The 25602-nt window shown below is 64.4% G+C and carries 17 protein-coding genes and 1 tRNA gene; 11 read left to right on the top strand and 7 right to left on the bottom strand.

What is annotated here, in order from left to right:
- The first annotated feature begins 382 nt into the window (after positions 1-382).
- Positions 383-940, top strand: a complete 558-nt coding sequence (locus QQF40_RS03545) for a PRC-barrel domain-containing protein (protein ID WP_285460454.1) — start codon at positions 383-385, stop codon at positions 938-940.
- Between the two features lie 258 nt (positions 941-1198).
- Here the strand turns inward: QQF40_RS03545 and QQF40_RS03550 are convergent.
- Positions 1199-1275 (bottom strand) — tRNA-Ile (locus QQF40_RS03550).
- A 250-nt stretch (positions 1276-1525) separates the two neighbouring features.
- Here QQF40_RS03550 and QQF40_RS03555 point away from each other — a divergent pair.
- The 9 genes from QQF40_RS03555 (at position 1526) to fhuB (ending at position 16000) form a co-directional block, all read left to right on the top strand.
- Positions 1526-2239, top strand: a complete 714-nt coding sequence (locus tag QQF40_RS03555; RefSeq protein ID WP_285460455.1) for a hypothetical protein — start codon at positions 1526-1528, stop codon at positions 2237-2239.
- 319 nt (positions 2240-2558) lie between these two features.
- Positions 2559-4691: a TonB-dependent siderophore receptor gene (locus tag QQF40_RS03560; RefSeq protein WP_285460456.1), complete on the top strand. Its 2133-nt coding sequence runs from the start codon at positions 2559-2561 to the stop codon at positions 4689-4691.
- Between the two features lie 344 nt (positions 4692-5035).
- A complete protein-coding gene (locus QQF40_RS03565; protein ID WP_285460457.1) occupies positions 5036-6736 on the top strand; it encodes a pyridoxal phosphate-dependent decarboxylase family protein in 1701 nt (566 codons plus the stop codon).
- A complete protein-coding gene (locus tag QQF40_RS03570; RefSeq protein ID WP_285460458.1) occupies positions 6729-8363 on the top strand; it encodes a lysine N(6)-hydroxylase/L-ornithine N(5)-oxygenase family protein in 1635 nt (544 codons plus the stop codon). Before QQF40_RS03565 ends, QQF40_RS03570 begins: the two co-directional genes overlap by 8 nt.
- Complete coding sequence (locus QQF40_RS03575; protein ID WP_285460459.1) at positions 8360-11077, top strand: GNAT family N-acetyltransferase; 2718 nt, start codon at positions 8360-8362, stop codon at positions 11075-11077. Before QQF40_RS03570 ends, QQF40_RS03575 begins: the two co-directional genes overlap by 4 nt.
- Positions 11078-11275: 198 nt before the next feature.
- Positions 11276-12046: an RNA polymerase sigma factor gene (locus QQF40_RS03580; protein ID WP_285460460.1), complete on the top strand. Its 771-nt coding sequence runs from the start codon at positions 11276-11278 to the stop codon at positions 12044-12046.
- A 99-nt stretch (positions 12047-12145) separates the two neighbouring features.
- Positions 12146-12913 carry an ABC transporter ATP-binding protein gene (locus tag QQF40_RS03585; RefSeq protein WP_285460461.1) on the top strand — a complete coding sequence of 256 codons (768 nt, stop codon included), beginning with the start codon at positions 12146-12148 and terminating at the stop codon, positions 12911-12913.
- A gap of 8 nt (positions 12914-12921) precedes the next feature.
- Positions 12922-13893: an ABC transporter substrate-binding protein gene (locus tag QQF40_RS03590; RefSeq protein WP_285460462.1), complete on the top strand. Its 972-nt coding sequence runs from the start codon at positions 12922-12924 to the stop codon at positions 13891-13893.
- 7 nt (positions 13894-13900) lie between these two features.
- Positions 13901-16000, top strand: a complete 2100-nt coding sequence (gene fhuB / locus QQF40_RS03595) for a Fe(3+)-hydroxamate ABC transporter permease FhuB (protein ID WP_285460463.1) — start codon at positions 13901-13903, stop codon at positions 15998-16000.
- Between the two features lie 108 nt (positions 16001-16108).
- Here the strand turns inward: fhuB and purU are convergent, their stop codons facing one another.
- The 6 genes from purU to glyA form a co-directional block, all read right to left on the bottom strand.
- Positions 16109-16984 carry a formyltetrahydrofolate deformylase gene (gene purU / locus QQF40_RS03600; protein WP_285460464.1) on the bottom strand — a complete coding sequence of 292 codons (876 nt, stop codon included), beginning with the start codon at positions 16982-16984 and terminating at the stop codon, positions 16109-16111.
- Between the two features lie 235 nt (positions 16985-17219).
- On the bottom strand, positions 17220-17921 hold the full coding sequence (locus QQF40_RS03605) for a sarcosine oxidase subunit gamma (protein WP_285460465.1): 702 nt from the start codon (positions 17919-17921) through the stop codon (positions 17220-17222).
- Entirely contained in the window at positions 17914-21021 is a 3108-nt protein-coding gene (locus QQF40_RS03610) for a sarcosine oxidase subunit alpha family protein (protein ID WP_285460466.1), read from the bottom strand. The genes QQF40_RS03605 and QQF40_RS03610 overlap by 8 nt, the downstream gene beginning before the upstream one ends.
- Complete coding sequence (locus QQF40_RS03615; protein WP_176676123.1) at positions 21018-21344, bottom strand: sarcosine oxidase subunit delta; 327 nt, start codon at positions 21342-21344, stop codon at positions 21018-21020. Before QQF40_RS03615 ends, QQF40_RS03610 begins: the two co-directional genes overlap by 4 nt.
- Positions 21345-21369: 25 nt before the next feature.
- Complete coding sequence (locus QQF40_RS03620; protein ID WP_285460467.1) at positions 21370-22620, bottom strand: sarcosine oxidase subunit beta family protein; 1251 nt, start codon at positions 22618-22620, stop codon at positions 21370-21372.
- A gap of 116 nt (positions 22621-22736) precedes the next feature.
- The gene (glyA, locus tag QQF40_RS03625) at positions 22737-24047 is read right to left on the bottom strand and encodes a serine hydroxymethyltransferase (protein ID WP_043333140.1); all 1311 of its coding nucleotides are present in this window, start codon (positions 24045-24047) and stop codon (positions 22737-22739) included.
- 373 nt (positions 24048-24420) lie between these two features.
- Here glyA and QQF40_RS03630 point away from each other — a divergent pair, with 373 nt between their 5' ends.
- Positions 24421-25311, top strand: a complete 891-nt coding sequence (locus tag QQF40_RS03630; RefSeq protein WP_285460468.1) for an AEC family transporter — start codon at positions 24421-24423, stop codon at positions 25309-25311.
- Positions 25312-25602 lie beyond the last annotated feature (291 nt).

Below are 25602 nucleotides of genomic sequence, written 5' to 3' on the forward strand. Positions count from 1 at the left end.
TCCTCGACTTGTTGCCTTGAAAGAAGCAGGCCTTGGCGTGCAAGCTCCCTTCAGCACCTCGCCTCTCTGCTCGCCCTCCCAACTCGAATCCTACCTTGAGGCCCTGCTGACAGAGCGCTTGCGGGCGGCCTGTTCGCGACAGGTACGGGGCACCAGAAACTTCACTTCCCTGGCACGACGACATTGCTCCTCTACACCTTGCATATGACAGACAGAGAAATTTTCGTACAAGTTTTTCTTTCATCCCCTTGAAACTTGTCGGTCTCGTCAGGATCTCAGTGGGTAGGGTCATGGTTCTGGCGAATCATTTGCGCCACGAGCGAGAAGGAAGCGCTTGATGGACCGGACCAGAAGTACCGATTCAACACTCAAGGAGTACGGCATGAGCAATATGAACCGCAAACAGATTCTGGGTGCGATCACCGCGACCACGCTGCTGTCCACTGCCAGCATGGCCATGGCCAATCCGCAGGGGCTCTACTCCGCAGATGAGCTGATGGATGCCGATGTCTACCTGCAGAACGATGACAACAACGTGATCGGTGAAGTCGAGGACATCCTGCTCGACGACAACATGCAGGTCGCCGCTCTGGTCGTCGAAAGCGATGACTCCATGGGGCTGGACGAGAACCAGTACGTCGTGGAAACGGGCAAGTTCACCCTCGAGACCGAACAGGGCGATGATCTGGACGCCCTGGAGTACCGCATCCACCTCGACATGGATGTGAGCGAGTTCGAGCAGCAGCCGAACTACACCACCGACTGGTGGCAGGACACGCGCAAGAGCGCCGCAGCGGCCTGGGATGAAACCAAGAACACCGCTGCCAGCGCCTGGCAGGACACTCGTCAAGCGACCGCCAATGCGCTGACCACCGCCGGCAATGCCATCAGCAGTGCCGCCAATGATACTGAGCAGGAAATGGAAGAAAAGACTCAGTGATAGCGCCCCTGCCAGAGATCACCCGAATCGGGTGATCCGCGGCAATGCAGAGGAAAACGCCTCATGCCTTAGGCATGGGGCGTTTGTGGTTCAGGACCACCAGAAATCACGCCATTGATGCACTGGCGGGGAAAGAAGAGAAATGACGAACCACAAGATAGGCCGGAATGACAGGCACAAAAAAAGCCGCCATTGGCGACTTGTCGGGGCTCTGGAGCTTTTGAGCGCCTGCTGAATGCCCCCGCTGGAAGGCGTGCATGGTGGGCCCAGCAGGACTTGAACCTGCGACCAATCGATTATGAGTCGAGTGCTCTAACCAACTGAGCTATGGGCCCATGCAGCGCGCATATGATAGCGAAAGCATGAGCCTCGGGAAAGCCCGAAAACTCAACGACATAGCGATTCTTCCTCTCATCTGCGGCGCGAGATGTGCGTTGATCCTCCCCCATCAGCCTTTGGCTGCGGCGAGTGTCGAGAACCCTTGGAGCCGCCGCCTGTCCAAGGTGCCATTGCAGCATCGAATCTTTTCCAGGCGCTCATGGCGGGCCTCGCCCGATCAAGCCCCTGGCCATCAGGAGTCATGACATGTCATTGCCTTTCTCTCGCTGGACCCGCGCCATGAGCCGCACGCTTGCGCGTCGCTCGACTGGCTTGCTGCGCAAACCCGCCAGCCGACTCACCGTCACGACCAACGGAGGCCGCTTCAGCGCCCCGATCAAGGCCGCTGCACTGGCCTTCGCCATGAGTGGTATCGGTGTCAGCCTGCCGACCCAGGCCGCCTGGCAGCTGGTACCCGACAGCAGCGGCGCCACCGCGACGCTGACCGCGCAGGGCAGCCAGGGCAACGTGGAGCACGTGCATCACCTCAATGGCCTGAGCGGCACCGTGGGAGATGATGGCAAGATGAGCATTCCATTGAGCGTCGGACAGACCGACCTGCTCGACAAGGTCGGCGAGCTACCGCCGTGGCTGTCCGGCGTCAGCCAGATGCGCCTGGCTACGCTGACTCTGAATCTTGACCCGCTGGCCATCGCGGCGCTGGAACCCGGCCAGACGACACGCATGCAGGTGCCCTTCTCGGCCACCGATGGCAACCGTACCCACCGCGAGACCCTGCCGCTGAGGGTCACCCGTCAGGATGCCACCCACCTGACCTTCATCAACGCCGACCCAATCTCTCTGGACAGTGCAGAAGTCGCCAGAAATCAGATCGGCAGCACTCTGCTCAACCTGCTGGGCTACGGCAAGCTGGTAGGCGACATTCCCGTCACGCTGCAGGGCGAGATGGTCGACCAGTAATCTTCAGCGCAGCGCGACGCCGTCAGGCAAGCGCGATAGCGTCGCGAGCCCGAGCATCGCGTCATCAGAACCGCCCCACGGGGCGGTTTTTTTGTGCCGGTATCAGCCGAAGATGACGGCCAGCGCCGGCCAGTGAGGGCACGCATGACGGGGTTGGCCAGCCCTCATGACACCAGGGCACAAGATGCGCCACAAGAAAATGATAAAAATAATTCTCATTCATGGTTCAGAAAGCCGTCATCTGAACGTCTACCCACAGGAGAGAACGACGAACAAGAATCATTCCTATATAAATCATTCCGGATGGAACACCGCGCTCATGAAAGACTCCGCCGCACATAAAGCCACTCGCTCCCTGCTGATGACCCTGCCCAGGCGCCCTCTGGCACTGGCGATTGGCCTTGGCCTGCCCTTATCCGGTCAGGCCATGGCGGCCGACCACCGTGAGTCTCAGGACGAGACCCTCGACACCATGACGGTGACCACCACAGCGGCCACCAAGACCGATACCGGCTATCTGGAAACCCCCCAGGCCGTCTCCATCATCACGCGCGACGATATCGACAAGCGCGCCGTCGAGACGGTACAGCGTGCCGCGGACTACACGCCGGGCGTCTTCACCAACCAGATCGGTGCCTCCAACCGCTATGACTATCTGGTACTGCGTGGCTTCTCCGATGGCAGTGTCAGCAACACCTTCCTGGATGGCCTGAAGCTGATGGGCGACTCGGGCTCCTACAGCTCGATGACCATCGACCCCTACTTCCTCGACAGCATCGAGGTGGTGAAAGGGCCGTCTTCCGTCCTCTACGGTCGCTCCTCGCCGGGTGGCCTCGTCGCGATGCAGTCCAAGCGCCCCGAGTTTCAGGACTCCGGCCAGGTCCGCTTCACCGTCGGCGACGACAACGAACGCAGCGCGGCCTTCGACCTCACCGGCCCGCTGGATGACGAGCAGCGTATCGCCTACCGCCTGACCGGCCTCGCCAGCGCCGAGGACACCCAGGTCGACTCCGTCGAGGAAGAGCGTTACGCCTTCTCGCCGCAGATCACCATGGACGTCACCGACGACACCACCGTCACCCTGATGGGCTACTTCCAGAAGGACCCGGAAGGCGGTTACCACTCAGGCCTGCCCTACGAAGGCACGGTGGTCAGCTACAACGGCACCAAGCTCGGCAACGACTTCTACGAAGGTGACGAAGACTACGAAGAGTTTGATCGCACCGAACGCATGCTCGGTTACGACTTCGAGCACCGCTTCAATGACGCTGTCACCGCACGCCAGAAATTCCGCTATCTGCGCTCCGATGTGGACCTCGAGCAGGTCTACGCCTACGGCTGGGCCTCGGACACCGAGCTGACCCGCTACTACTCCGGCGGCGAGGAAAGCCTGCGCGCCTGGACCGTCGACAACCAGCTGGAAAGCCGCTTCTCCACCGGCGCCTTCGATCACACCCTGCTGTTCGGCGCCGACTATCAGACCCGCACCAATGACGTGGACTGGGAATACGGCACCGCCAGCACGCTGGATGTCTCCGGCAGCAGCGATGCCGATGTCTCCATCTATGCCACCGAGAACCAGAAGCGTGAACTGGACCAGACCGGTGTCTACCTGCAGGACCAGATCAGCTGGGGTCGCTGGAACCTGGCCGCCGGTCTGCGTCAGGACTGGGTCAACATCAAGAACACCGATCGTGACTACAACACCACCAGCGAGCTGAACGACAACGAGATGAGCGGCCGCATCGGCCTGATCTACGGCTTCGACAACGGCATCTCGCCCTATGTCAGCTACTCCACGTCCTTCTCGCCGAACTCCTACACCGATGAAGACGGCGACCTGCTCGACCCGACCACCGGCAAGCAGGTCGAAGTCGGCATGAAATACCAGCCCAACGGTACGCGTGATCAGTACAGCATCTCGCTGTTCCGCATCAATCAGGAAAACGTCGCCTCCAAGGACCCGGAAGACAGCTACTACACCGCCTACGGTGAGATCGAGTCCCAGGGCCTGGAGCTGGAAGCCCGTACCCAGGTGACCCGCGACTTCGCGCTGCAGGCCGGTTACAGCTACACCGACGTGACCTATGCCAAGGCGGAAGATGGCACCGAAGGCAACGATGCCAACCAGGTGCCCAAGCACCAGGTCAGCGTCTGGGGTGACTACGCCTTCAATGAAGGCCCGCTCACGGGTCTGAATGCCGGCCTCGGCGTGCGCTACTACGCCGACATGTGGGCGGATTCCGAGAACACCGAGAAGGTGCCGAACTACGCACTGGTCGATGCCCTGGTCGGCTACGACCTGAGCCAGATCGGCTGGAGCGGCACCAGCGTGCAGCTCAACGTCAGCAATCTGTTCGACAAGGAATACATCGCGTCCTGCTACAACACCAGCTTCTGCTACTACGGTGCCGAGCGCAGCATGACCGCGACCCTGACCTATGATTTCTGACCCCGACACCTGCGCAGTCCGTCGATTCTGAATCGACCCGCAAGACCCGCCGGCGGCAAGGATGTCGCCGGCACCATCGTCCTGAACCACTCATCGTCTGAAACATCTGGCATGCAGGAACCTCTGACATCGCACTCGCACTCTGCGCTTACGATGTCGAATCACGTGATACCGATGCCCACGGCTCGCGTGATTGACGTGACGACTACATCGCCAACAACAACGACCGCAAACGCGGCACTTGATGAATGTCCTGACTGGTCCTCGCACCTGAGCCATCTGTCCCAGCTGGCTGCGAGTCTCTTCCAAGTCTTTATCTGCGAACATTCGCATAAGGTTATGTAATGCACAGCCTTCAAGATTCCGCCGCCACCTACGGCGCTGCCGCAGGATCCTCCGCGTCTGACACCCAGACCGACGCCTGTGCGGGCTCCCTGTCCCGCTCGCCCAGCGCCGCCCTGTTCTCGCCTGCCAACATGGATGCCTGGCAGACCGGCATGCAGCGCATCAGCACCCTGGTGGCTGAACAGCTCGACAGTGTCCAGCAACCGTTCAGTGGCATCACCCCGGAAGCTCTGCGTCCGGCCTTCGCCGACCTCGATCTCGAGACGCCCCTCGAGAACCTCGAAGCCGGTCTGGAGGAGCTCAAGTCGCTCTACCTGAAGGATGCCGTCTATTTCCATCATCCCCGCTACATCGCGCACCTCAACTGCCCGGTCGTTCTGCCCGGTGTCTGGGCCGAGAGCCTGCTGGGCGCGATCAACTCCTCCCTCGACACCTGGGACCAGAGCGCAGGCGGCACCCTGATCGAGCAGCGCCTGATCGACTGGACCACCGAGCGCCTGGGGCTGGGTCCGACCGCCGATGGCATCTTCACCAGCGGCGGCACCCAATCCAACCTGATGGCGCTGCTGCTGGCCCGTGATGCGGTCTGCGAGAAGCTGCCCAACCACCCCGGCAACCAGACCCACGGCCTGCCGCCGGAAGCCGGACGTCTGCGCATCTTCGCCTCCGGCATCAGCCATTTCAGTCTGCAGAAGGCCTGTGCCCTGCTCGGCCTCGGCCATAGCGCCGTCGTCCCGGTCGCCGTGGATGAGCGTCGCCGCATGGACCCCGATGCCCTGCGGGAAGCGCTGGACAAGGCCCGCGCCGAAGGCCTGATCCCGATGGCCGTCGTCGCCACCGCAGGCACCACCGACTTCGGCAGCATCGACCCGCTGGAGGCCATCGGCCGCGAATGCCATGCACGTGGCATCTGGTTCCATGTCGATGGCGCCTACGGCGGCGGCCTGATCACCTCACGTCGTCACGGACACTGGCTCAAGGGCACCGAGATGGCGGATTCCGTCACCATCGATTACCACAAGACCTTCTTCCAGCCGGTCAGCTGCAGCGCCTGCGTGGTGCGTGACCGCACCCAGCTGCGCCACGTCACCTATCACGCCGACTACCTCAACCCGGAACTTCAGGCCCGTGAAGGCACGCCGGATCAGGTCAACAAGAGTCTGCAGACCACGCGTCGTTTCGATGCACTCAAGCTGTGGCTGACCCTGCGTCTGATGGGCGCCGATGCGCTGGGCGACATGCTCGATTGCGTGATCGACCTCACCCGCGAGGGCCATCAGCTGCTCGAGACGGCGCCGGACATCGATGTCGTCCAGGCTCCGGAGCTCAGCACCCTGGTGTTCCGCTTCCATGACACCAGTGAAGAGACCCTCAGCGCCGAGCAGTGGGACGCCTTGAACCGCGAGATCCGCAAGCGCCTGTCACGCAGCGGTGAGGCCATCGTCGCCGCCACCAAGGTCTCCGGCCGCCAGTACCTGAAGTTCACCCTGCTCAACCCGGAAACCACCCGTGACGACATCGCCGCGGTGGTCGAACTGATCCGCCAGCACGGCCAGGCGCTGGTCAAGGCGCATCATCTGGCTGTCAGCACCACGGCCCAGGCAAGCCACGCCGCAGCACTGACCGATGCCCTGGTCGATACCCCGGCCGCCAAACGTCGCAGCCACACCACAGAAGCCAAGGAAAGCCGTCATGCATGACACCTCGACTCCTCACGTCACCGACACAGTTGAAACGCGTAATGAGGTGCTGGACTTCGTCGCCATCGGCATCGGCCCCTTCAACCTGAGCCTTGCCTGTCTGAGCGAGCCGCTGGAAGACGTGAACGGCGTCTTCCTCGAGCGCAAGGCAGGGTTCGACTGGCACCCGGGCATGTTGCTGGAAGATGCCAGCATGCAGACGCCCTTCATGGCGGACATGGTCTCGCTGGCCGACCCGACCAGCCACTTCAGCTTCCTCAACTATCTGAAGCTGCATGACAAGCTCTACAACTTCTACATCCGGGAAGACTTCTTCCTGCTGCGCCGCGAGTACAACCAGTACTGCCAGTGGGCGGCGCGCGAGCTGACCAGCCTGCGCTTCGATCACGACGTCCAGGACATCCAGCATGTCGGCGACATCTATGTCGTGCGCGGCACTCGCCCCAGCACCGGCGAAGCCTTCGCCTATCGCGCACGCAAACTGGTGCTGGGCACCGGTACCCAGCCCTACCTGCCGAAAGCCGCCGATGCCGTGCGTGACGTCGTGCCGGTCGCGGGCAGCCGCGTGTGCCACAACGCCCACTATCTGGCGCGCAAGGAGGAGCTGACCTCCCAGCCGGCCATCACCATCATCGGCTCCGGCCAGAGCGCCGCCGAGATCTATCTCGACCTGCTGCGCGAGATCGACCACCACAGCTACCAGCTCAACTGGATCACGCGCTCACCGCGCTTCTTCCCGCTGGAGTACGGCAAGCTGACGCTTGAGATGACCTCGCCGGATTACATCGATTACTTCCACGCCCTGCCGCGTGAACAGCGCAACACCCTGCTGGCGACCCAGAAGGGGCTCTACAAGGGCATCAATCTCGAGCTGATCGACGAGATCTACGACACCCTCTACGCCAAGCAGCTGCAAGGCGTGGTGCCCACCACCCTGATGACCAATACCGAACTGACCTCGCTGAACAAGGAAGGAGCCGACGGCGACTTCACGCTGGGGCTCTATCAGCGCGAACAGCAGCAGGCCTGGCGTCATGACACCAGCGCCGTGGTACTGGCCACGGGCTATCAGTACGTGGCACCGCCCTTCCTGCGCAGCATCGAGTCGCGCATTCGTCGTGACGAGGAAGGCCGCTACGCCGTCGGTCGCTTCTACGCCGTCGACACGCAAAGCACCGCAGATGCCGACGGCAACGAGGGCGATCAATCGCCGTTCGCCGGCGAAATCTTCGTCCAGAATGCCGAGCTGCATACCCACTCGCTGGCCGCGCCGGACCTGGGCATGGCCTGCTATCGCAACAGCTGCATCCTGCGCGCCATCACCGGCCGCGAGGTCTATACCATCGAGCGCCGCATCGCCTTCCAGAGCTTCGGCGCGCCCGGCTCTGAAAAGGGCTGTGGCAATGGCTTCACACCGCTGCCCGCCGCACACCTGCCCTACGGCGAGACGGATATTCACGCCGGCACCTCTTCTACCGGCCTATCCTCTGCCGACAGCTCTTCAGCCGGTACCGCCTCTACCGACAGCTCGTCTGTCGACAGCTCTTCAGCCGGCACCGACTCTGCCGATACCCAGGCCGACACGACTCACACCGCTGCACCGCAACACCGGGAGACCACCGCATGAACATGCCAGTCGACATCACCAGCGCCGCAAGCGCCGAACAGTCCAGCAGCGCGGCAGGTTCACACAGTGCAGCGACACCGTCACAGCAGGTATTCGGGACGACATCGCTCGCCGTGCCCGCAACGATCAACCTGCTCAGCCCGGCGCCGGGAACGCGCTTCACCCGCCGCGCAGTGGAGCTGGAGCAAGCCCAGGCACGCCAGCGCAAGCCGCAGGACGGCAGCACGAGCGAGCGCGCCGAATTCGCGCTGCGTCCGCTGGACCTCGCCGCCGACATGGCGATGGTGGATGAGTGGACCAGCGGCGAACGCGCCAGCTTCTGGGGCATGAGTGATGACCTCATCACCACCAAGTACGACTTCTACCAGGGCCTGGAAGACAGCCAGCATGCCCAGGGCTGGGTCGGTCTCTACAACGACCAGCCAGCGTTTCTGGTCGAACTCTATGACCCGGCACACGACACGCTCGGCAAGCATTACAGTGTGCAGCCCGGCGACTTCGGCATGCACTTCCTCGTCGCGCCGCGCAGCGAGGGCCAGGCCCCCATCAGCGGCTTCTCGCGTGCGGTGATCGAATCGATCATGGCGATGATCTTCGCCGGCCAGTTCCGCGATGAGCATGCCGATGGAGAGAAAGACGCAGTACGTCCCGTGACCCGTGTGGTGGTGGAGCCGGACAGCCGCAATCGCGCCATTCATCCGCTGAATGCCGCGGTGGGCTTCGTCGATCATGGCCCGCTGGATCTCGACGGCAAGCCGGCCCGGCTGTGTTTCTGCACCCCGCAGGACTTCCGCGCCGCTCTGGCCACTCGCAGCCCGCGTCTGGACAGCGGCGTAACCGCCAACCCGGCCGTGGCCAGCCAGCACCTCACCGGGCCGGACTGGCAGCAGGCCAATCGCCTGCTGGTGCGCAAGGCGCTGGCCGAATTCAGCCACGAGCGTCTGATCCACCCGCAATGCGCCGATGACTGCGGCTCCCGCACCGCCTGCCAGAGCCATGACAACTGGCATCACTTCCGCCTGCCGCTGGCCGCGCAGGTCAGCGACACGCCGCCGGTCAGCCGCCGCGCGGTGGAATATCGCTTCGTGGCGCGCCGCTTCCAGCTCGATCACTGGCTGATCGATGCCGCCTCCATCCAGCGTCTGGATGCCGACGGCAATCCCCTGCCGCTGGACGCGCGTGAGCTGATTCTGGAACTCAACGATGTGCTGGAGATTCCGCCGCGTCTGCTGCCGATCTATCTCGAGGAGGTCAGCGCCACGCTCGCCTCCAGCGCCTGGAAGATGCAGCGCGCCGTGCGCGAGAATCAGTCCGCCCGCGTGCTGGCAGGTGCCTCCTTCCAGACCCTGGAATCGGCAATGAGCGAAGGCCACCCGTGCTTCGTCGCCAACAATGGCCGCATGGGCTTCGATGCGCTGGACTATCGCGCCTACGCGCCGGAAGCCGCGCAGCCGTTCTCGCTGGTGTGGATCGCCGTACATCGCGACAATGCCCATTACTCGGCGGTGGATGGTCTCGATCCGCGCCGTCTGCTCGAGGAAGAGCTCGGCGAAGCCGAGCTGGCCCGCCTGGAACAGCAGCTGACCGAGAAGGGCCTTGCGCCCTCCGACTACCTGATGATGCCGGTGCACCCGTGGCAGTGGAGCCACAAGCTGGCGATCACCTTCGCCGCCGAGATCGCCAGTCAGCATATCGTCTGTCTCGGGCTGGGGGAGGACCGCTATCAGGCGCAGCAGTCGATCCGAACGCTCTACAACCGCAATCAGCCGAACCGCCGCTATGTGAAGGTGGCGCTGTCGATCCTCAACATGGGCTTCATGCGTGGCCTGTCGCCCTATTACATGCGTGCCACTCCGATCATCAATCAGTGGCTTAAGGGCCTGATCGATTCGGATCCGTCCTTCGAGAAGTGGGGCTTCCGCCTGCTGCGTGAAGTCGCGGCCATCGGCTATCGCGATGACGTGCTGGAAGACGCGGACCCGGCGGCCGTCGGCTATCGCAAGATGCTGGCCAGCCTGTGGCGCGAGAGCCCTGAAGACGTCAAGGATGAAGGCGAGCGCCTGATGACCATGGCCGCGCTGCTGCATGTCGACAACGATGAGAAGGCCTTGCTGCCAGCGCTGATCGAGCGTTCCGGCATCGGCGCCGAAGCGTGGATCGACAAGTGGCTGACGGCTTACATGACGCCACTGCTGCACTGCTACTTCAAGCACGACCTGGTGTTCATGCCGCACGGCGAGAACCTGATCATGCGTCTGCGCGATGGCGTGCCGTGCGGTGTGCTGATGAAGGACATCGCCGAGGAAGCGGCGCTGTTCGCCACCGAGAAGACCCGTGCTCTCGAACTGCCGGAAGGAGTCGAGCGTCTGGTGGTCGAAGTGCCGGAACCGATCCGCATCCTGTCACTGCTCACCGATGTCTTCGACTGCATCTTCCGCTTCGCGGTACCGCTGCTGGTGCGCGAGCAGGTGATGACGGAGGAGGCCTTCTGGTCTCGCGTCGCGGCCTGCATCCATGACTACCAGGATGCCCACCCGGAGATGGCCGACAAGTTCGCGCGCCATGACCTGTTCGCACCGCGCTTCACGCTGTCGTGCCTCAACCGCCTGCAGCTGCGCAACAACCAGCAGATGGTCGATCTCACCGATCCGTCCGGCGCCCTGCAGCTCAAGGGCGAGCTGGATAACCCCATCGCGGCCTTCGCCCGACGCTAGGGGGTGACACACCTGACGATCATCAGGTCGCGATGACCCGTTAGCCACGACCGGTCAAGAGCGACCAAGCAGCACCGGGACCGCCCTCGTCATGCACGGGGGTGGTCCTTGGCGTGTCTGATACTCAATCATTGATAATGATTCGTAACAACAATACCATGACTCCCCCATCACGACAGATCTCATTGCGAGCCGTGGATGTCCTCTCACGCCAAGCCCCCAGTTCGGCCTCATCGCGACACGGATGAGCGAACGCCTGACGCACACGGGCCAGATGATGAAACGCCCGCTGAGCTGCAGGCTTGTGCTGCACAGCGCTACCGCCAATCGCTGGACCAGCTGTTTGCCGAGCATCGTCACGAACTGACCGGCTTTCTGGTGCGCCAGCTGGGCTCGCATGAGCTGGCGGAAGACATCAGTCATGAGGTCTATCTGCGCCTGCGCCTGACCGGAGAGTGGCCCGCCAACCCGCGCGCCTGGCTGTTTCGCATCGCACGCAACCTGATCATCGATCACCACCGTCACCAGTCCCGTGCACCGGAATTCGAATCGGTGTCCGAGGCCGATGAGCGTGTGGCGGCCGCCCACCTGGACCCGGAGAAGAGCCTGGCGCGCCGCCAGAAGCTGCAGGTCGTCGATGCGGCACTCTCCGAGCTGGCGGGCCATTTTCGCCTCGCCCTGACCTGGTATCGCCTCGAAGGGCTGACCAAGCGCGAGATCGGCGAGCGTCTAGGCGTGTCCGAGCGCATGGCGGGTCGCTACGTCACCCAGGCGCAGCAACACTGCGAAAAGCGTTTGGCCGCGGCGAGCTGTTATCGCAATGAAGTCAGTCGCGACTGCGCCGCCTGCCAACAGGGCGCCGCGGACTCGCCGCCAGCCGCGCAGCGCATGTCAGCCGCGTCGCCCGGCAAGGCGCGACGACGACGCCGGCGTGATGACACCCCGACAGCAAGAGCCGATCAGCACTGATGGCCCCGCGGAGCACGGATGGGCGAACGTCTCCGTGTCATGTCGCCCAGAATGAATCGCCCTTAGCCTGACGCCCTGACCACGGATGACGATGCTTTCATGTTCACTCTCGACCACCTGCGCTTTGACCTCGGCGAGCGCTGCCTGCTCAAGACGCAGTCTCTCGATTTCGCCCCCGGCCAGGTGCATGGCCTGATCGGCCACAATGGCTCCGGCAAGTCGACACTGCTCAAGCTGCTGGCGCGCCAGAACACGCCGACCAGTGGCAAGCTGGCGCTGGACGACCGCCCACTCTCGCAGTTCGGCAGTCGGGAATTCGCGCGGGCGGTGGCCTACCTGCCCCAGCACCTGCCGGCGGCCGAAGCGCTGACCGGCCGCGAACTGGTCGCCTTCGGCCGTTATCCGTGGCACGGCCTGCTCGGCCGTCCCGGCCCCAAGGATGAAGAAGCCATCGAGCGTGCCATCGCGCTGACCCACACCGAGGCCTTCGCCGAACAGCAGGTCGACACCCTCTCCGGTGGCGAACGTCAGCGTGTGTGGCTGGCCATGCTGCTGGCCCAGGGCAGTCGCTATCTGCTGCTGGATGAACCGCTGGCGGCGTTGGATATCGCCCATCAGATCGAGGTGATGGAGCTGGTCTCGCACCTGAGCCACACCCTGGGGCTGGGCATCATCATCGTGCTGCACGACATCAATCTGGCAGCACGTTACTGCGATCGCCTGGTGGCGCTGCACGGCGGCAAGGTGCTGGCCGAAGGCGCGCCCGACGAGATGATGAACCCCGCCACGCTCAAGGATATCTACGGTGTCGAGATGCAGGTGATCACCCCGCCGCAGAGCCGGCAGCAGATCGCGGTGCCGCTATGAAGTGGCTGTTGGCACTGATCAGTCTGAGTCTGCTGACGGTGGGCCCCGCCGCCGCCACGACGGACGAGGCAGCGGCGGCCGTGACTGCGATGAAACAGACAGCCCGGGCACCGGCCGGCTTCGTCGATCGCCCCATCGTGGCGCTGGACTGGACGCTGGCCGAGACCCTGACCGGCATCGGGGTACGCGCCATGGGCGTAGGGCAGGTGGAAACCTACGCCAGCTGGGTAGATCAACCGGCGCTGCCGCAGGGCACGCGGGATCTTGGCCTGCGTACCCAGCCGAACCTGGAGCAGCTGGCCGCTCTCGCCCCGAACGACATCCTGATCAGCCCGATGCTGGCAAGCCTCGCACCGCGCCTGTCGGCCATCGCGCCGGTCACCAGCATTGCCATCTATACCCCGGATGCCGACACCTGGCAGACACTGGTCAAGGCGACGCGCCAGCTGGGCAAGCTGACGCAGCGCGAGCCACAGGCCGAACAGCTGATTCGCCTGAGCACCGCTCGCCTGGCCGGTTACAACGCCGCACTGCGCCAGCAGTCGGCACACGATGGCAAGACGCCGCTGCCGCTGTTGATGGTGCAATTCATGGATGACCGCCATGTGCGCATCTTCGGTGACAACAGCCTGTTCCAGGCCGTGATCGAGCGCATGGGCATCGACAATGCCTGGCAAGGCGACACCAACGCCTGGGGCTTCGCCACCGTCAGTCTCGAGAAGCTGGTGACGCTGGAGGGCCGCATGGTGGTGGTGGAACCGCTGCCGCCGGGCGGACGCGAGGCCCTGGCACGCAATGGCCTGTGGCAGGCCATGCCCGGCGTGCGCGAGAACAGTCAGGCCGCGGCGCCGCTGTTCCTGCCCCCGGTCTGGAGCTTCGGCGCCCTGCCCTCGGCCAATCGTTTCGCTGAACTGCTCGCCAGCCATCTGATTGACGGCGAGACGGCACCTGAGGGGGAGACCACCGATGGCAACCACTGAGCAGGCCATGAGCACTCGCCCCGCATCAAACCGACACCCGCTGCACCTCACCCCGGGCCGGGCCTGCAGCCTGTTGGCCCTGGCCCTTGTGGTACTGGGCAGCCTCGCGCTCAATCGTGAAGGCCTGAGTCTGATGCAGGGCCTGACCGCACTGTGGGCATCGCCCGACTTCAGTGATGCGGCCAGTCTCGGCCAGTCAGACAGCGCGCTGCTTTCTGCGCAGCTGGTGGCGCATGTCAGCTGGTGGCCGCGACTGGTCTGCGCGCTGCTGGCCGGGGGCGCGCTGGGCATGGCGGGCGTGCTGATGCAGCAGGTACTGCGCAATCCACTGGCCGCGCCCACTACCCTCGGCGTCGCCAGTGGCGCGAGTCTGGCGATGATGATGGCGACGCTGTTCGCCCCGGCACTGATGGCCGGCACGGGTCTTGGAGGTGATGGATTCCAGCTGGGCCGTGAATGGGTCGCGCTGGCTGGTGGCCTTGCCGCCATGGGGCTTGTGTTCGCGCTGGCCTGGGCGCGTGGCATGTCGCCGACCGTGGTCGTACTGGCGGGGCTGGTGGTCAATCTCTACATCGGCGCGCTGGGCATGGTGCTGTTGCTGTTCAATCAGGAAGCCCTGCACGGCACCCTGGTATGGGGCGCAGGCTCGCTGGCCCAGAACAGCTGGAATGGCGTGATCACGCTGCTCACCCGCCTGCTGCCGGGCATGTTGCTGGCGCTGGTGCTGATGCGTCCGCTGGCGGTGCTGGATCTCGACGAGGCCAATGCCAGAAGCCTGGGCGTCTCGCTGCGCAAGCTGCGCCTGATGAGTCTGGGGCTGGCGGTATTTCTGAGTGCCTGCGTGGTCAGCGTATTGGGCATCATCGGTTTCATCGGCCTGGCCGCACCGGCCTGCGTACGTCTGATGGGCGCGCGCCGCCTGGGCCAGCGCCTGCTGTGGGCACCCTTGTTCGGGGCACTGCTGCTGGCGGTGACGGACCAGGTGGTCGCCAGTCTCGATGGCCTGCTGCCCAACCTGATTCCGACCGGCGCGATGACGGCGGCCCTCGGCGCGCCGCTGCTGCTGTGGCTGATTCCGCGCCTCAAGATGGCCCAGGGGGCCGGCCCCGCCAGTCATCACGGCATGTCACTGACGCATCGTCACCCCCGCCCCGACCTCCTGCTCGGCTGGCTGCTGGCCGGGGTCTGCGTGGCCCTGTTGCTGGCTCTGCTGGTCGGCAATGGCGACGATGGCTGGACCTTGGGCAGTGACATGCTCCAGCAGTTGCTGGCCGGCCAGACCAGCGTGCTGGACTTCCGCCTGCCACGGGTACTGGCGGCGGCAGGCGCCGGTGTACTGCTGGCCCTGGCCGGCACTCTGTTGCAGCGTCTGACCAGCAACCCGATGGCCAGCCCCGAGATTCTCGGCATCAGCGGCGGCACCGCCATCGCCCTGATGCTGACGCTGCTGCTGGTCCCGTCACCGGGGCAGCTGACCCTGCTGGGCGCAGGCATCTGCGGGGCGCTGGCCTGTCTGGCGCTGCTGGTGGTGCTCAATCATCGCAGCGGTTTCATCCCTGAACGCGTACTGCTGTGCGGGGTGGCGATCACGGCGCTCTACGATGCGGTGCGCGGCATCATCCTTGCCGATGGGGATCCACGCGGTCAGCAGATTCTGGCCTGGCTGTCCGGCTCTACCTATTACGTAGGCCTCTCCGCGGCGGTCGGCGTGCTCGCGCTGGCGATCATCGCGGTGCTGCTGGTGCGTCCGCTGGCGCGCTGGCTGGATATCCTGCCGCTGGGCATGGCGAGCGCCAGTGCGCTGGGCATCGGCGTGACCCGCGCCCGCCTGGTGCTGCTGGGCGCGGTGGCGGTGCTCACCGCGCTGGCGACCCTGATCGTCGGCCCGCTGTCCTTCGTCGGCCTGCTGGCCCCGCATCTGGCGCGCCTGCTGGGGCTGAGCCGCGCTCGCGAGCACATGCTCGGCGCGGTGCTGTGCGGCGCTCTGCTGATGGTGCTGGCCGACTGGCTGGGCCGCCAGCTGCTGTCGCCCTACGAGATCCCCGCCGGCCTGATGGCCTCGCTGATCGGCGGCAGCTACTTCCTGTGGAGCCTGCACAGAAGCTGACGCGCATGTGCATGAACGACGAAGCCCGCTACCGAAAGGTCGCGGGCTTCGTCGTTGGTGGGCGTTGTGGAGCGCGTGTACTGAGTGAACTGGCGGTGAAGCCCAGACTCAGTTGCCGAACACCACCGTGCGCTTGTCATGCAGGAAGACGCGACGCTCGAGGTGATAACGCACGCCTCGCGACAGCGTCAGGCACTCGATATCACGGCCCTTGGCGATCAGGTCTTCGGGATAGTGGGCATGATCCACCGTCTCGACGCCCTGGGTGATGATCGGCCCTTCATCGAGATCATCATTGATGTAGTGCGCGGTGGCACCGACCAGCTTGACGCCCTTCTCGTAGGCCTGGTGATAGGGGCGCGCGCCCTTGAAGCCCGGCAGCAGCGAGTGGTGGATGTTGATGGCCCGCCCCGAGAGCTTCTCGCACATGTCGCTCGACAGCACCTGCATGTAGCGCGCCAGAATCACCAGCTCGGCGCCGGTGTCCTGCACGATCTGCCACACCTGCGCTTCCTGCTCGGCCTTGGTCTCGGCGGTGATCGGCAGGTGGTGATAGGGCAGACCATGCCACTCGGCCAACGGCGCCATGTCCGGATGGTTGGAGATGACGGCGGTAATGTCCATCGGCAGCTGGCCGATGCGATGCCGATAGAGCAGGTCGTTCAGGCAATGGTCCGAGCGGGAGACCATGATGACCACTTTCATGCGCTCATCCGGCGCACTCAGGCTGACGTCCATCTCGAAGTCGGCGGCACGCGTGCCCAGGCCCTGCTCGAAACTCGCGGCATCGAAGCCGTCATCAAGGGCACCGCTCTCGGTCTGCGGACGAAATTCGGCCCGGATGAAGAAGCGCCCCGACAGGCGGTCATCGAAGGAATTGAGCTCGGTGATATAGCAGCCCTGCTCGCGCAGGTAGCGTGTCACGACGTCCACCGTGCCGATGCGGCTGGGACATTGGGCGGTCAGAATCCAGGTATCACGCATACGTAGGTGCCTGTCATGTAAGGATTATCTATTGTTGGAAGCAGCAACGTCAGGGTTGCATCCGAGGCCCTGCGCGACAAACCAATATTATTGAGGCGGGCTTCAGTATTTCTGAAGCCCGCCTCCTGGCCCGGGCATGGCCCCTGGCAGTTGATTCAGGTCATGGTGTGCGCCTGCGACAGAGCTCTCTCCAGGCACTGACCTCTCCAGACACAGACCTTTCCAGACACGGACCTCAGGCCTTGATGCAGACCCCGAATTCCTCGCTGGCATCCAGCAGCCAGCGGCCGAGATAGTCGGCGAAGCTTCTGCGCACCACCAGCTCGAATTCGCTCTCGCTGACGCGGCGCAGCACCAGTGTCGCCTTGGCGAACACCGCCGGCACGCCCCGCCCGACCGGGAAGGCACGCGGGTGCACATCGGTGGGCGTCGACTTCATCAGCACCTGCCGCGCCTGGACACCGCTCAGCGAGATGACGGTCTGACCACCGCTGACGTTGACCACCTGATAGCGACCGGCCAACGCCTCATGCAGCGCCTTCTCGACAGTGAAGGCTTCCTCGCCGGGCACCAGGATCAGCCACTCATCCGGTGACAGCCACTGGATCGAGCGGCCGCCCTCGTTCTGGTGGAGCGTCGCCGGCGTCAACGGCAGCGCCAGACCCAGCGCCGCCTCGACACCCTCGGCGAAGCCCGGCTGCGCGGGGTCACCGCGCAGCGTCAGGTGACCGAGAAACGCCTTCTCCTCAAGCACGACGCCGGCATCGCCATCATCGCGGGCCGTGAACAGATGCGCCAGCGGCGAACGGGCGCACTGCGCGTGAACCTCGGGCGTCGGGCGCTGGTCGATCACCGATGTCCGGGAACTTGTCATGTCCTGCGGCTGCGCCTCGACGGCGGCGCCCGCTTGCGGGTCGAGTGTGGTGGCATCAGACATGCTGGCGCTCCCCTTTCTTGTCGTAGAACACCGGTGAGGTGATTTCGGCTTCCAGCGTCGTGCCATCGGCCTGCGGCAGGAACACCGTCTCGCCGATGCGCTTGGCGCCGCCCTTGACTACCGCCAGCGCGAAACCATGTCCCAGTGTCGGGCTGTAGTAGCTGGAGGTCACGTGGCCGACCATCGGCATCGGGATGGCGTGCTCGGGGTCGAAGACGATCTGCGAGCCTTCCGGCAGCACGATGCGCTCATCGCCGGCCTTCTTGCGCGTCGGAATCAGACCGACCATCTGCTTGCGGTCGTCGCGTCGGGTATCCGGACGCGACAGCGCACGCTTGCCGATCCAGGAATACGGCTTGTTGTAGCCGACGCACCACTGCATGCCGAGGTCTTCCGGGGTGATCGAGCCATCGGTGTCCTGACCGACGATGATGAAGCCCTTCTCGGCGCGCAGCACGTGCATGGTCTCGGTGCCGTAGGGCGTGAGGCCGTACTTCTTGCCGCATTCGAACAGGCGCTTCCAGACATGCAGTCCGTAGTTGGCCGGCACGTTGAGTTCGTAGGACAGCTCGCCGGTGAAGGAGATGCGGAAGATGCGCCCGGGAATGTCGGCGATCAGTCCTTCACGCACTTCCATGAACTTGAAGCTGTCACGGTCGAGATCGATGTCGGTCAGCTCGCCGACCAGCGCACGCGCTTCGGGGCCGGTGACGGTCAGGGTCGCCCAGTGATCGGTGACGCTGGTCATCTGCACGTCCAGTTCCGGCCATTCGGTCTGATGCCACAGTTCCAGCCATTCCAGGATCGAGGCCGCGCCACCGGTGGTGGTGGTCATCAGGAAGTGGTCTTCGGCCAGACAGGTGGTGACACCGTCGTCCATCACCATGCCATCGTCGTGACACATCAGGCCGTAGCGCGCCTTGCCGACGCCCAGCTTGGCCCAGGCGTTGGTGTAGATGCGATTGAGGAATTCACGCGCATCGCGACCGGTGATGTCGATCTTGCCCAGGGTCGAGGCATCCAGCACGCCGACCTTCTCGCGTACCGCCAGACACTCGCGCTCGACCGCGGCATGCATGTCCTCATTGCCTTGCGGGTAGTACCAGGGGCGCTTCCACTGGCCGACATCCTCGAACTTCGCCCCCTGCGCCACGTGCCATTCATGCATCGCGGTGTAGCGGATCGGGTCGAACAGCTCGCCGCAGTGACGGCCGACGATGGCACCGAAGGTCACCGGCGTGTAGTTGGGGCGGAACACGGTGGTGCCGGTGTCGGGGATGGACTGCCCCAGACAGCGCGCGGCGACCGCCATGCCGTTGATATTCCCCAGCTTGCCCTGATCGGTGCCGAAGCCCATCGCGGTGTAGCGCTTGACGTGCTCGATGGACTCGAAGCCTTCGCGGGTGGCGAGCTCGATCCCGGCGGCGGTGACGTCGTTCTGCAGGTCGACGAACTGCTTGGGCGCGCGCGCGGTGGGCTTGTCATGCGGTACCTGATAGAGCGGCAGCATCGGCGTTTCTGTCAGCTCTGAGACCGCAGGCACCTCAGCCTGGGCGGTCTCGAACTCGCAGGCTTCCACCGCGGCGACACCGCTGGCGTAGGCCGCGACCAGCACATCCTCCAGCGCGAAGCTGCCATTGGCGGCGCCGCAGGCATCGAAGCCCTTGAGCATCGGTGCGCCCAGCGCCGGCAGGAAGCCGTGGATCTCGTCGCTCCACACCGGACGTGCGCCGGTGTGCGCCGCCAGGTGAACCACCGGGCTGTAGCCGCCGGAGCTTGCGATGGTGTCGCAGGCGAGCTCTTCCACCGCCCCCGTCACGCTGAAGGCATCGATATCGATGGCCGCGATGCGCGCGCCTGTCACGCGACGCTCGCCCTTGGCCTCGATCACGGCGGAGCCGGCGATGATGCGGATACCCGCGGCACGCGCCGCCTCGATCATCACGCCGGAAGGGGCCGGACGCGCATCGGCGATCGCGACCACTTCACGACCGGCCGCCTTCCAGGCCAGCGCCGCGCGATAGGCGTGGTCGTTGTTGACCGACAGCACCAGTTTGTCACCGGCGGCGACGCCGTAACGGGTCAGATAGGTGGTGACGGCACCGGCCAGCAGGTTGCCCGGCACATCGTTGTGGCTGTAGACCAGTGGCCGCTCGTGGGCGCCGGTGGCCATGATGACGCGGTGGGCACGCACGCGGTGCAGGCGTGAGCGTGCCTGACGCGCGCCACGGGCATTGCGCGGCGCGAGATCGGCCTGATGCTCGGTACGGCGCTCGTGCAGGGTCACGAAGTTATGATCGTGGTAGCCATTGGCGGTGGTGCGCGGCAGCAGCTGCACATCCTCGCAGGCTTCGAGTTCCGCCAGCACCGCGTCACGCCATTCGATGGCAGGCTTGCCGTCCAGGGTCTGATCGAGACAGTCCGCCGACATGGAAAGCAGCGAGCCACCCAGCTCTTCCTGCTCGTCACACAGGATGACGCGCGCGCCGCTGCGGGCCGCGACCAGCGCCGCCATCAGGCCCGCCGGGCCGGAGCCGATCACCAGCACATCGGTGTGCTGATGCAGGTGATCATAGATGTCCGGGTCCTCCTCGAGCGGAGAACGCCCGAGACCGGCAGCCTTGCGGATGTACTTCTCGTAGGTCATCCACAGCGAGGCCGGCGCCATGAAAGTCTTGTAGTAGAAGCCCGGCGGCATGAACTTGCCGCCCAGCTTGCCGACCTGCGACAGGAAGCGGCTCATCAGGTCCTTCTGGGCCTTCACCCAACCGCTGACGGCGTGGGCCTCCAGGCCGTCGTAAAGCGCCTGCTGGGTGGCGCGCACGTTGGGCACTTGGCCGGCTTCGGTGCTGCCCAGCTGCAGGATGGCGTTGGGCTCTTCGGCACCGGCGGCGACCAGACCGCGCGGACGCGCATACTTGAAGCTGGCGTTGAGCACGTCGAGGCCGTTGGCCATCAGTGCCGAGGCGAGGGTATCGCCTGCCAGGCCCTGATAGCGCTTGCCATTGAAGGTGAAGGTCAGCGGCGTGGCGCGGTCGATGCGTCCACCCGAGGCAAGACGGCGCGGGGCAGCGGCGGTCTGGTGGTCTTGCTGGCTCATGCGCTCACCCCCTTGGCTTGCGTGGTCGGATCGGCTTTCGTCTCACCGGTGATGCTGGGCTGCTCGCCCATGCGATAGGTCTCGAGAATCTCGTAGGTCACGGTATGGCGGGTGATGTTGAAATACTTGCGACAGCCCACGGCGTGAATCCACAGCTCGTGATGGACGCCACGCGGGTTGTTGCGGAAGAACAGATAATCCCCCCACTCGGCATCGGAGCAGGCTTCGGGGTCCTTCGGGCGCTCGATATGCGCCTGGCCCTTGACGTGGAATTCCTCTTCCTCGCGCAGCTCGCCGCAGTAGGGACAGAAGATATGCATCATGGTCGGTCGTCTCCTGACGGCAGGTTCAGTGCGCGACGCCAGCGGCGCCGTGTTCGTCGATCAGCTTGCCCGTATTGAAACGGTCATAGGAGAAGGGCTCCGCCAGCGGATGGGTGCGCCCCTTGGCCAGTGTCCAGGCAAAGACGTTGCCGGACCCCGGCGTGGCCTTGAAGCCACCGGTGCCCCAGCCGCAGTTGAAATAGAGCCCCTTCACGGGCGTCTTGGAAATGATCGGGCAGGCGTCCGGACAGGTATCGACGATGCCGCCCCACTGACGATTCATGCGTACCCGCGAGAATATCGGGAACATCTCGACGATGGCCTGCAGGGTGTGCTCAACGGTGGGGTAACTACCACGCTGGCCATAGCCCACATAGCCATCAATGCCGGCTCCGATGACCAGATCCCCCTTGTCGGATTGGCTGATATAGCCGTGGACGTGATTGGACATCACCACGGTGTCGAGAATCGGCTTGAGCGGCTCGGACACCAGTGCCTGCAACGGATGGGATTCCAGCGGCAGGCGGAAACCAGCCTTCTCGGCCATCACCCCGGAGTTGCCGGCGGTGACCACGCCGACACGCTTGGCACCGATGAAGCCGCGCGAGGTCTCCACCCCGACGATGGCGCCATCCTGCTTGCGGAAGCCGGTGACCTCGGTCTGCTGGATCAGATCGACACCCAGGCTGTCAGCACCGCGCGCGAAGCCCCATGCCACGGCGTCGTGACGCGCCACGCCGCCGCGCGGCTGCCAGGAGGCACCGAGGACCGGATAGCGTGCCCGGCTCGAGCAGTCCAGTGCAGGTACCAATTCCTGCACCTGCTGGGCGTCCAGCACCTCGCCATCGATACCTTGTAGCCGATTGGCATTCACGCGGCGCTGGATGTCACGCATGTCCTGCAGGGTGTGGCCCAGGTTGAGCACGCCACGCTGGGAGAACATCACGTTGTAGTTCAGGTCCTGGGACAGGCCTTCCCACAGCTTCATGGAGTGCTCGTAGAGCGCCGCCGCCTCATCCCACAGATAGTTGGAGCGCACCAGGGTGGTGTTGCGCGCGGTGTTGCCGCCGCCCAGCCAGCCCTTCTCGATCACCGCGACATTGGTGATGCCGTGCTCCTTGGCCAGGTAGTAGGCCGTGGCCAGACCATGCCCGCCGCCACCGACGATGATGACGTCGTATTCCTTCTTGGGTTCTGGGCTACGCCAGACCTTCTGCCAGTTCTCATGGTGGCTGAGCGCATGCTTGACCAGCCCGAATCCCGAGTAACGCTGCATTTGCCACCCTCCTCACATCTTTGCCACCGCAAGCGCTGCCCGGTGCTCTCCCCCGAGCACTGCTCGGCGCTTGCGGCATGTGTCGTTGTTATCGTTGTCTCTCGCCAGCGCCTTGTTCAGGCAAGCGCGGCGGGGTCGGTCACGCTGTTGGATGCATAGACCGGGAAGCGTGCGCAGACTTCCTCGACCTTGCCGCGCACCTCGGCTTCCACCTTGGCGCTCTCGCCGGTGGACAGCGCGTCGAGCAGATCACAGATCCAGCCGGCCAGTGCCTCGCATTCCGCCTCGCCGAAGCCGCGCGTGGTGGCGGCCGGAGTGCCGATGCGCAGCCCGGATGTCACGAAGGGGCTCTGCGGGTCATTCGGTACGCTGTTCTTGTTGACGGTGATGTGGGCGCGGCCCAGTGAGGCATCCGCGTCCTTGCCGGTCACGCCCTGGCGGATCAGCGAGACGAGGAACAGATGGTCATCGGTGCCGCCGGAGACCACGTCATAGCCGCGCGCCATGAAGACCTCGGCCATCACGCGGGCATTGGCGATCACGCGGGCCTGATAGCTGACGAAGTCCTGGCTCATCGCCTCCTTGAAAGCCGCGGCCTTGGCGGCGATGACGTGCATCAGCGGGCCGCCCTGCTGGCCGGGGAAGACGGCGCCATTGAGCTTCTTGTGCAGCGCTTCATCACCGGTGGCGGAGAGAATCAGGCCACCGCGCGGGCCGCGCAGCGTCTTGTGGGTGGTAGTGGTGACGACATGGGCGTAAGGCAGCGGGCTCGGGTAGTGACCCGCCGCGACCAGACCGGCCACATGGGCCATGTCGACCATCAGCCAGGCACCGATCTCATCGGCGATATCGCGGAAGCGACGCCAGTTGACCACGCGCGAGTAGGCGGAGAAGCCGGCGATGATCATCTTCGGCTTGTGCTCGCGCGCCAGACGCTCCATTTCCTCGTAGTCCAGCTCGCCGCTTTCGGTCAGACCGTATTGGATGGCGTTGTAGTGCTTGCCGGAGAAATTGGGGGCCGCGCCGTGGGTCAGGTGACCGCCATGCGCCAGACTCATGCCGAGGATGGTGTCGCCCGGCGAGACGAGCGCCATGAACACGGCCGCATTGGCCTGGGCGCCGGAATGCGGCTGCACGTTGGCGTAGTCACAGCCGAACAGCGCACAGGCGCGCTCGATGGCCAGCGTCTCGACCTTGTCGACGAATTCGCAGCCGCCGTAGTAGCGCTTGCCCGGATAGCCTTCGGCGTACTTGTTGGTCAGCTGGCTGCCCTGGGCTTCCATCACCAGCGGGCTTGCATAGTTCTCGGAGGCGATCAGCTCGATATGCGCTTCCTGACGCGCTGTCTCTTCGAGGATGGCCTCGGCCAGTGCAGGGTCGAGTCTGGCCAGTCGGTCATCACGGGTGTAGCCATGTTGCTGAGACATTGCGCGCCTCCGGTAAGCGGATCGTTGTTGTTGGAGTGGGTCGATGAAAGATGATCAGTGATCGTCTGTTTGCTCAGGTCCTGTCGATTCAGCCCGGCGCCAAGGCCTTGGGTGGCTGTCTTGACCCGATACTAGCCCTGCCCCCCTGCGGCAAACTGCTTGTCAGCGTCACACCGCAGCGCGAATGCGACATCGGCAGGCAAAAGCGACATCCCGTCGGCCCGCACAGAGGTACTGCGAATGGTGGCTGCCCGCCACTGGCGCTACACCGACGCCCCATCGGGCAGGTATGCTAGACACCGATATCATGCGATCAGGCGCCGGATGACGACTGATCCATGCAAGTGCGCGCCTGGGGAAGGGAGTTGAGAATATGCTGATGGAATTGCTGGCGGTGATGGCACCGGTACTGTGTGGCGCCGCCATCGGCTTCTTCTGGATCAGGCTTGGCAATGACTACCCGATGGCCTTCGTCACCCGACTGGTGCTCTACATCGGCACACCGGCGCTGATCCTCAATGCGCTGGGCAGCGCCGAGATCGACAACTCGAGCTTTTTGCGTACGGGCCTGGCGACGCTCTCCGTGATGGCTCTGCTGCTGGCGCTGAGCTGGCCCTTCGCGCGCCTGATCGGCAAGCCCTGGAAGGTGGCGGTGGCGCCATTGCTGTTCTCCAACGTCGGCAACATGGGCCTGCCCGTCTCGCTCTACGCCTTCGGCCAGGCCGGCTTCGCCTACGCCATCACCATCATGGTCACCATGTCACTGCTGCAGTTCACCCTCGGTGCCTGGCTTGCCAGCACCAGCGGCAACCCGCTACGCAGCGTGATGCGCTCGCCGACCATCTGGGCCAGCATCGTCGCCACCCTCATGCTGCTCTGCGATGTACACATGCCGCGCTTCGTCGCCAATAGCCTGGAGCTGATTTCCGGCTTCACCGTACCGCTGATGCTGATCACCCTGGGGGTGTCGCTGGCCAGCATCCGCGTCAAGAATCTGGCGGCAGGCGTGGGCTTCAGTGTCCTGCGCATTCCCTTTGCCGCCCTGTGTGCCTGGGGCATCGGCACCCTGCTGGACCTGCCCCCGTTGGCGCTACATGTGTTGACCATGCAGATGGCCATGCCGGTGGCAGTCTACAACTACATGTTCGCCCAGAAGGCAGGGCGCGAGCCGGAGTACGTGGCCACACTGGTGTTCTGCTCGACGCTCGCCGCCTTCCTCTACCTGCCCATGCTGCTGGCGGCGATGGGGGCGACACTGGGCTGATACGACCGAAACTGCTTTAGCCCTCGCTTTGAATGACAGACACAAAAAAACCACGCGAGCCTGAGGCTTGCGTGGTCGTGTGACACCTTCCTGCGGAAACTGCCGTGCCGTGAAGAAGACGGTATTGCACCATCCCGATATTGAGCAGCACGGCGCTTCCTGTTGCGACGATCAGCCTTGTAGTCCTGCTGGCACCCGCTCCCGGCCTGGAGATGGCGCACCGTTCCCCTGTGTCATCATTGCCCTTTTGACCAAACCCGTGACTGGAGTGGCAGTCGTGGACCTGACGTG

It is taken from the genome of Cobetia sp. LC6, from assembly GCF_030264805.1.
Lineage (GTDB): Bacteria > Pseudomonadota > Gammaproteobacteria > Pseudomonadales > Halomonadaceae > Cobetia.

Bases quoted from the DNA above. Each gene is read 5' to 3' on its own strand.
- QQF40_RS03620 (WP_285460467.1), bottom strand. From the start codon at position 22,620: ATGCAGCGTTACTCGGGATTCGGGCTGGTCAAGCATGCGCTCAGCCAC.
- QQF40_RS03585 (WP_285460461.1), top strand. From the start codon at position 12,146: ATGTTCACTCTCGACCACCTGCGCTTTGACCTCGGCGAGCGCTGCCTG.
- QQF40_RS03630 (WP_285460468.1), top strand. From the start codon at position 24,421: ATGCTGATGGAATTGCTGGCGGTGATGGCACCGGTACTGTGTGGCGCC.
- QQF40_RS03605 (WP_285460465.1), bottom strand. From the start codon at position 17,921: ATGTCTGATGCCACCACACTCGACCCGCAAGCGGGCGCCGCCGTCGAG.
- fhuB (WP_285460463.1), top strand. From the start codon at position 13,901: ATGAGCACTCGCCCCGCATCAAACCGACACCCGCTGCACCTCACCCCG.
- QQF40_RS03555 (WP_285460455.1), top strand. From the start codon at position 1,526: ATGTCATTGCCTTTCTCTCGCTGGACCCGCGCCATGAGCCGCACGCTT.
- QQF40_RS03570 (WP_285460458.1), top strand. From the start codon at position 6,729: ATGCATGACACCTCGACTCCTCACGTCACCGACACAGTTGAAACGCGT.
- QQF40_RS03580 (WP_285460460.1), top strand. From the start codon at position 11,276: ATGTCCTCTCACGCCAAGCCCCCAGTTCGGCCTCATCGCGACACGGAT.
- QQF40_RS03560 (WP_285460456.1), top strand. From the start codon at position 2,559: ATGAAAGACTCCGCCGCACATAAAGCCACTCGCTCCCTGCTGATGACC.
- QQF40_RS03545 (WP_285460454.1), top strand. From the start codon at position 383: ATGAGCAATATGAACCGCAAACAGATTCTGGGTGCGATCACCGCGACC.
- QQF40_RS03610 (WP_285460466.1), bottom strand. From the start codon at position 21,021: ATGAGCCAGCAAGACCACCAGACCGCCGCTGCCCCGCGCCGTCTTGCC.
- QQF40_RS03615 (WP_176676123.1), bottom strand. From the start codon at position 21,344: ATGATGCATATCTTCTGTCCCTACTGCGGCGAGCTGCGCGAGGAAGAG.
- glyA (WP_043333140.1), bottom strand. From the start codon at position 24,047: ATGTCTCAGCAACATGGCTACACCCGTGATGACCGACTGGCCAGACTC.
- QQF40_RS03565 (WP_285460457.1), top strand. From the start codon at position 5,036: ATGCACAGCCTTCAAGATTCCGCCGCCACCTACGGCGCTGCCGCAGGA.
- QQF40_RS03575 (WP_285460459.1), top strand. From the start codon at position 8,360: ATGAACATGCCAGTCGACATCACCAGCGCCGCAAGCGCCGAACAGTCC.
- purU (WP_285460464.1), bottom strand. From the start codon at position 16,984: ATGCGTGATACCTGGATTCTGACCGCCCAATGTCCCAGCCGCATCGGC.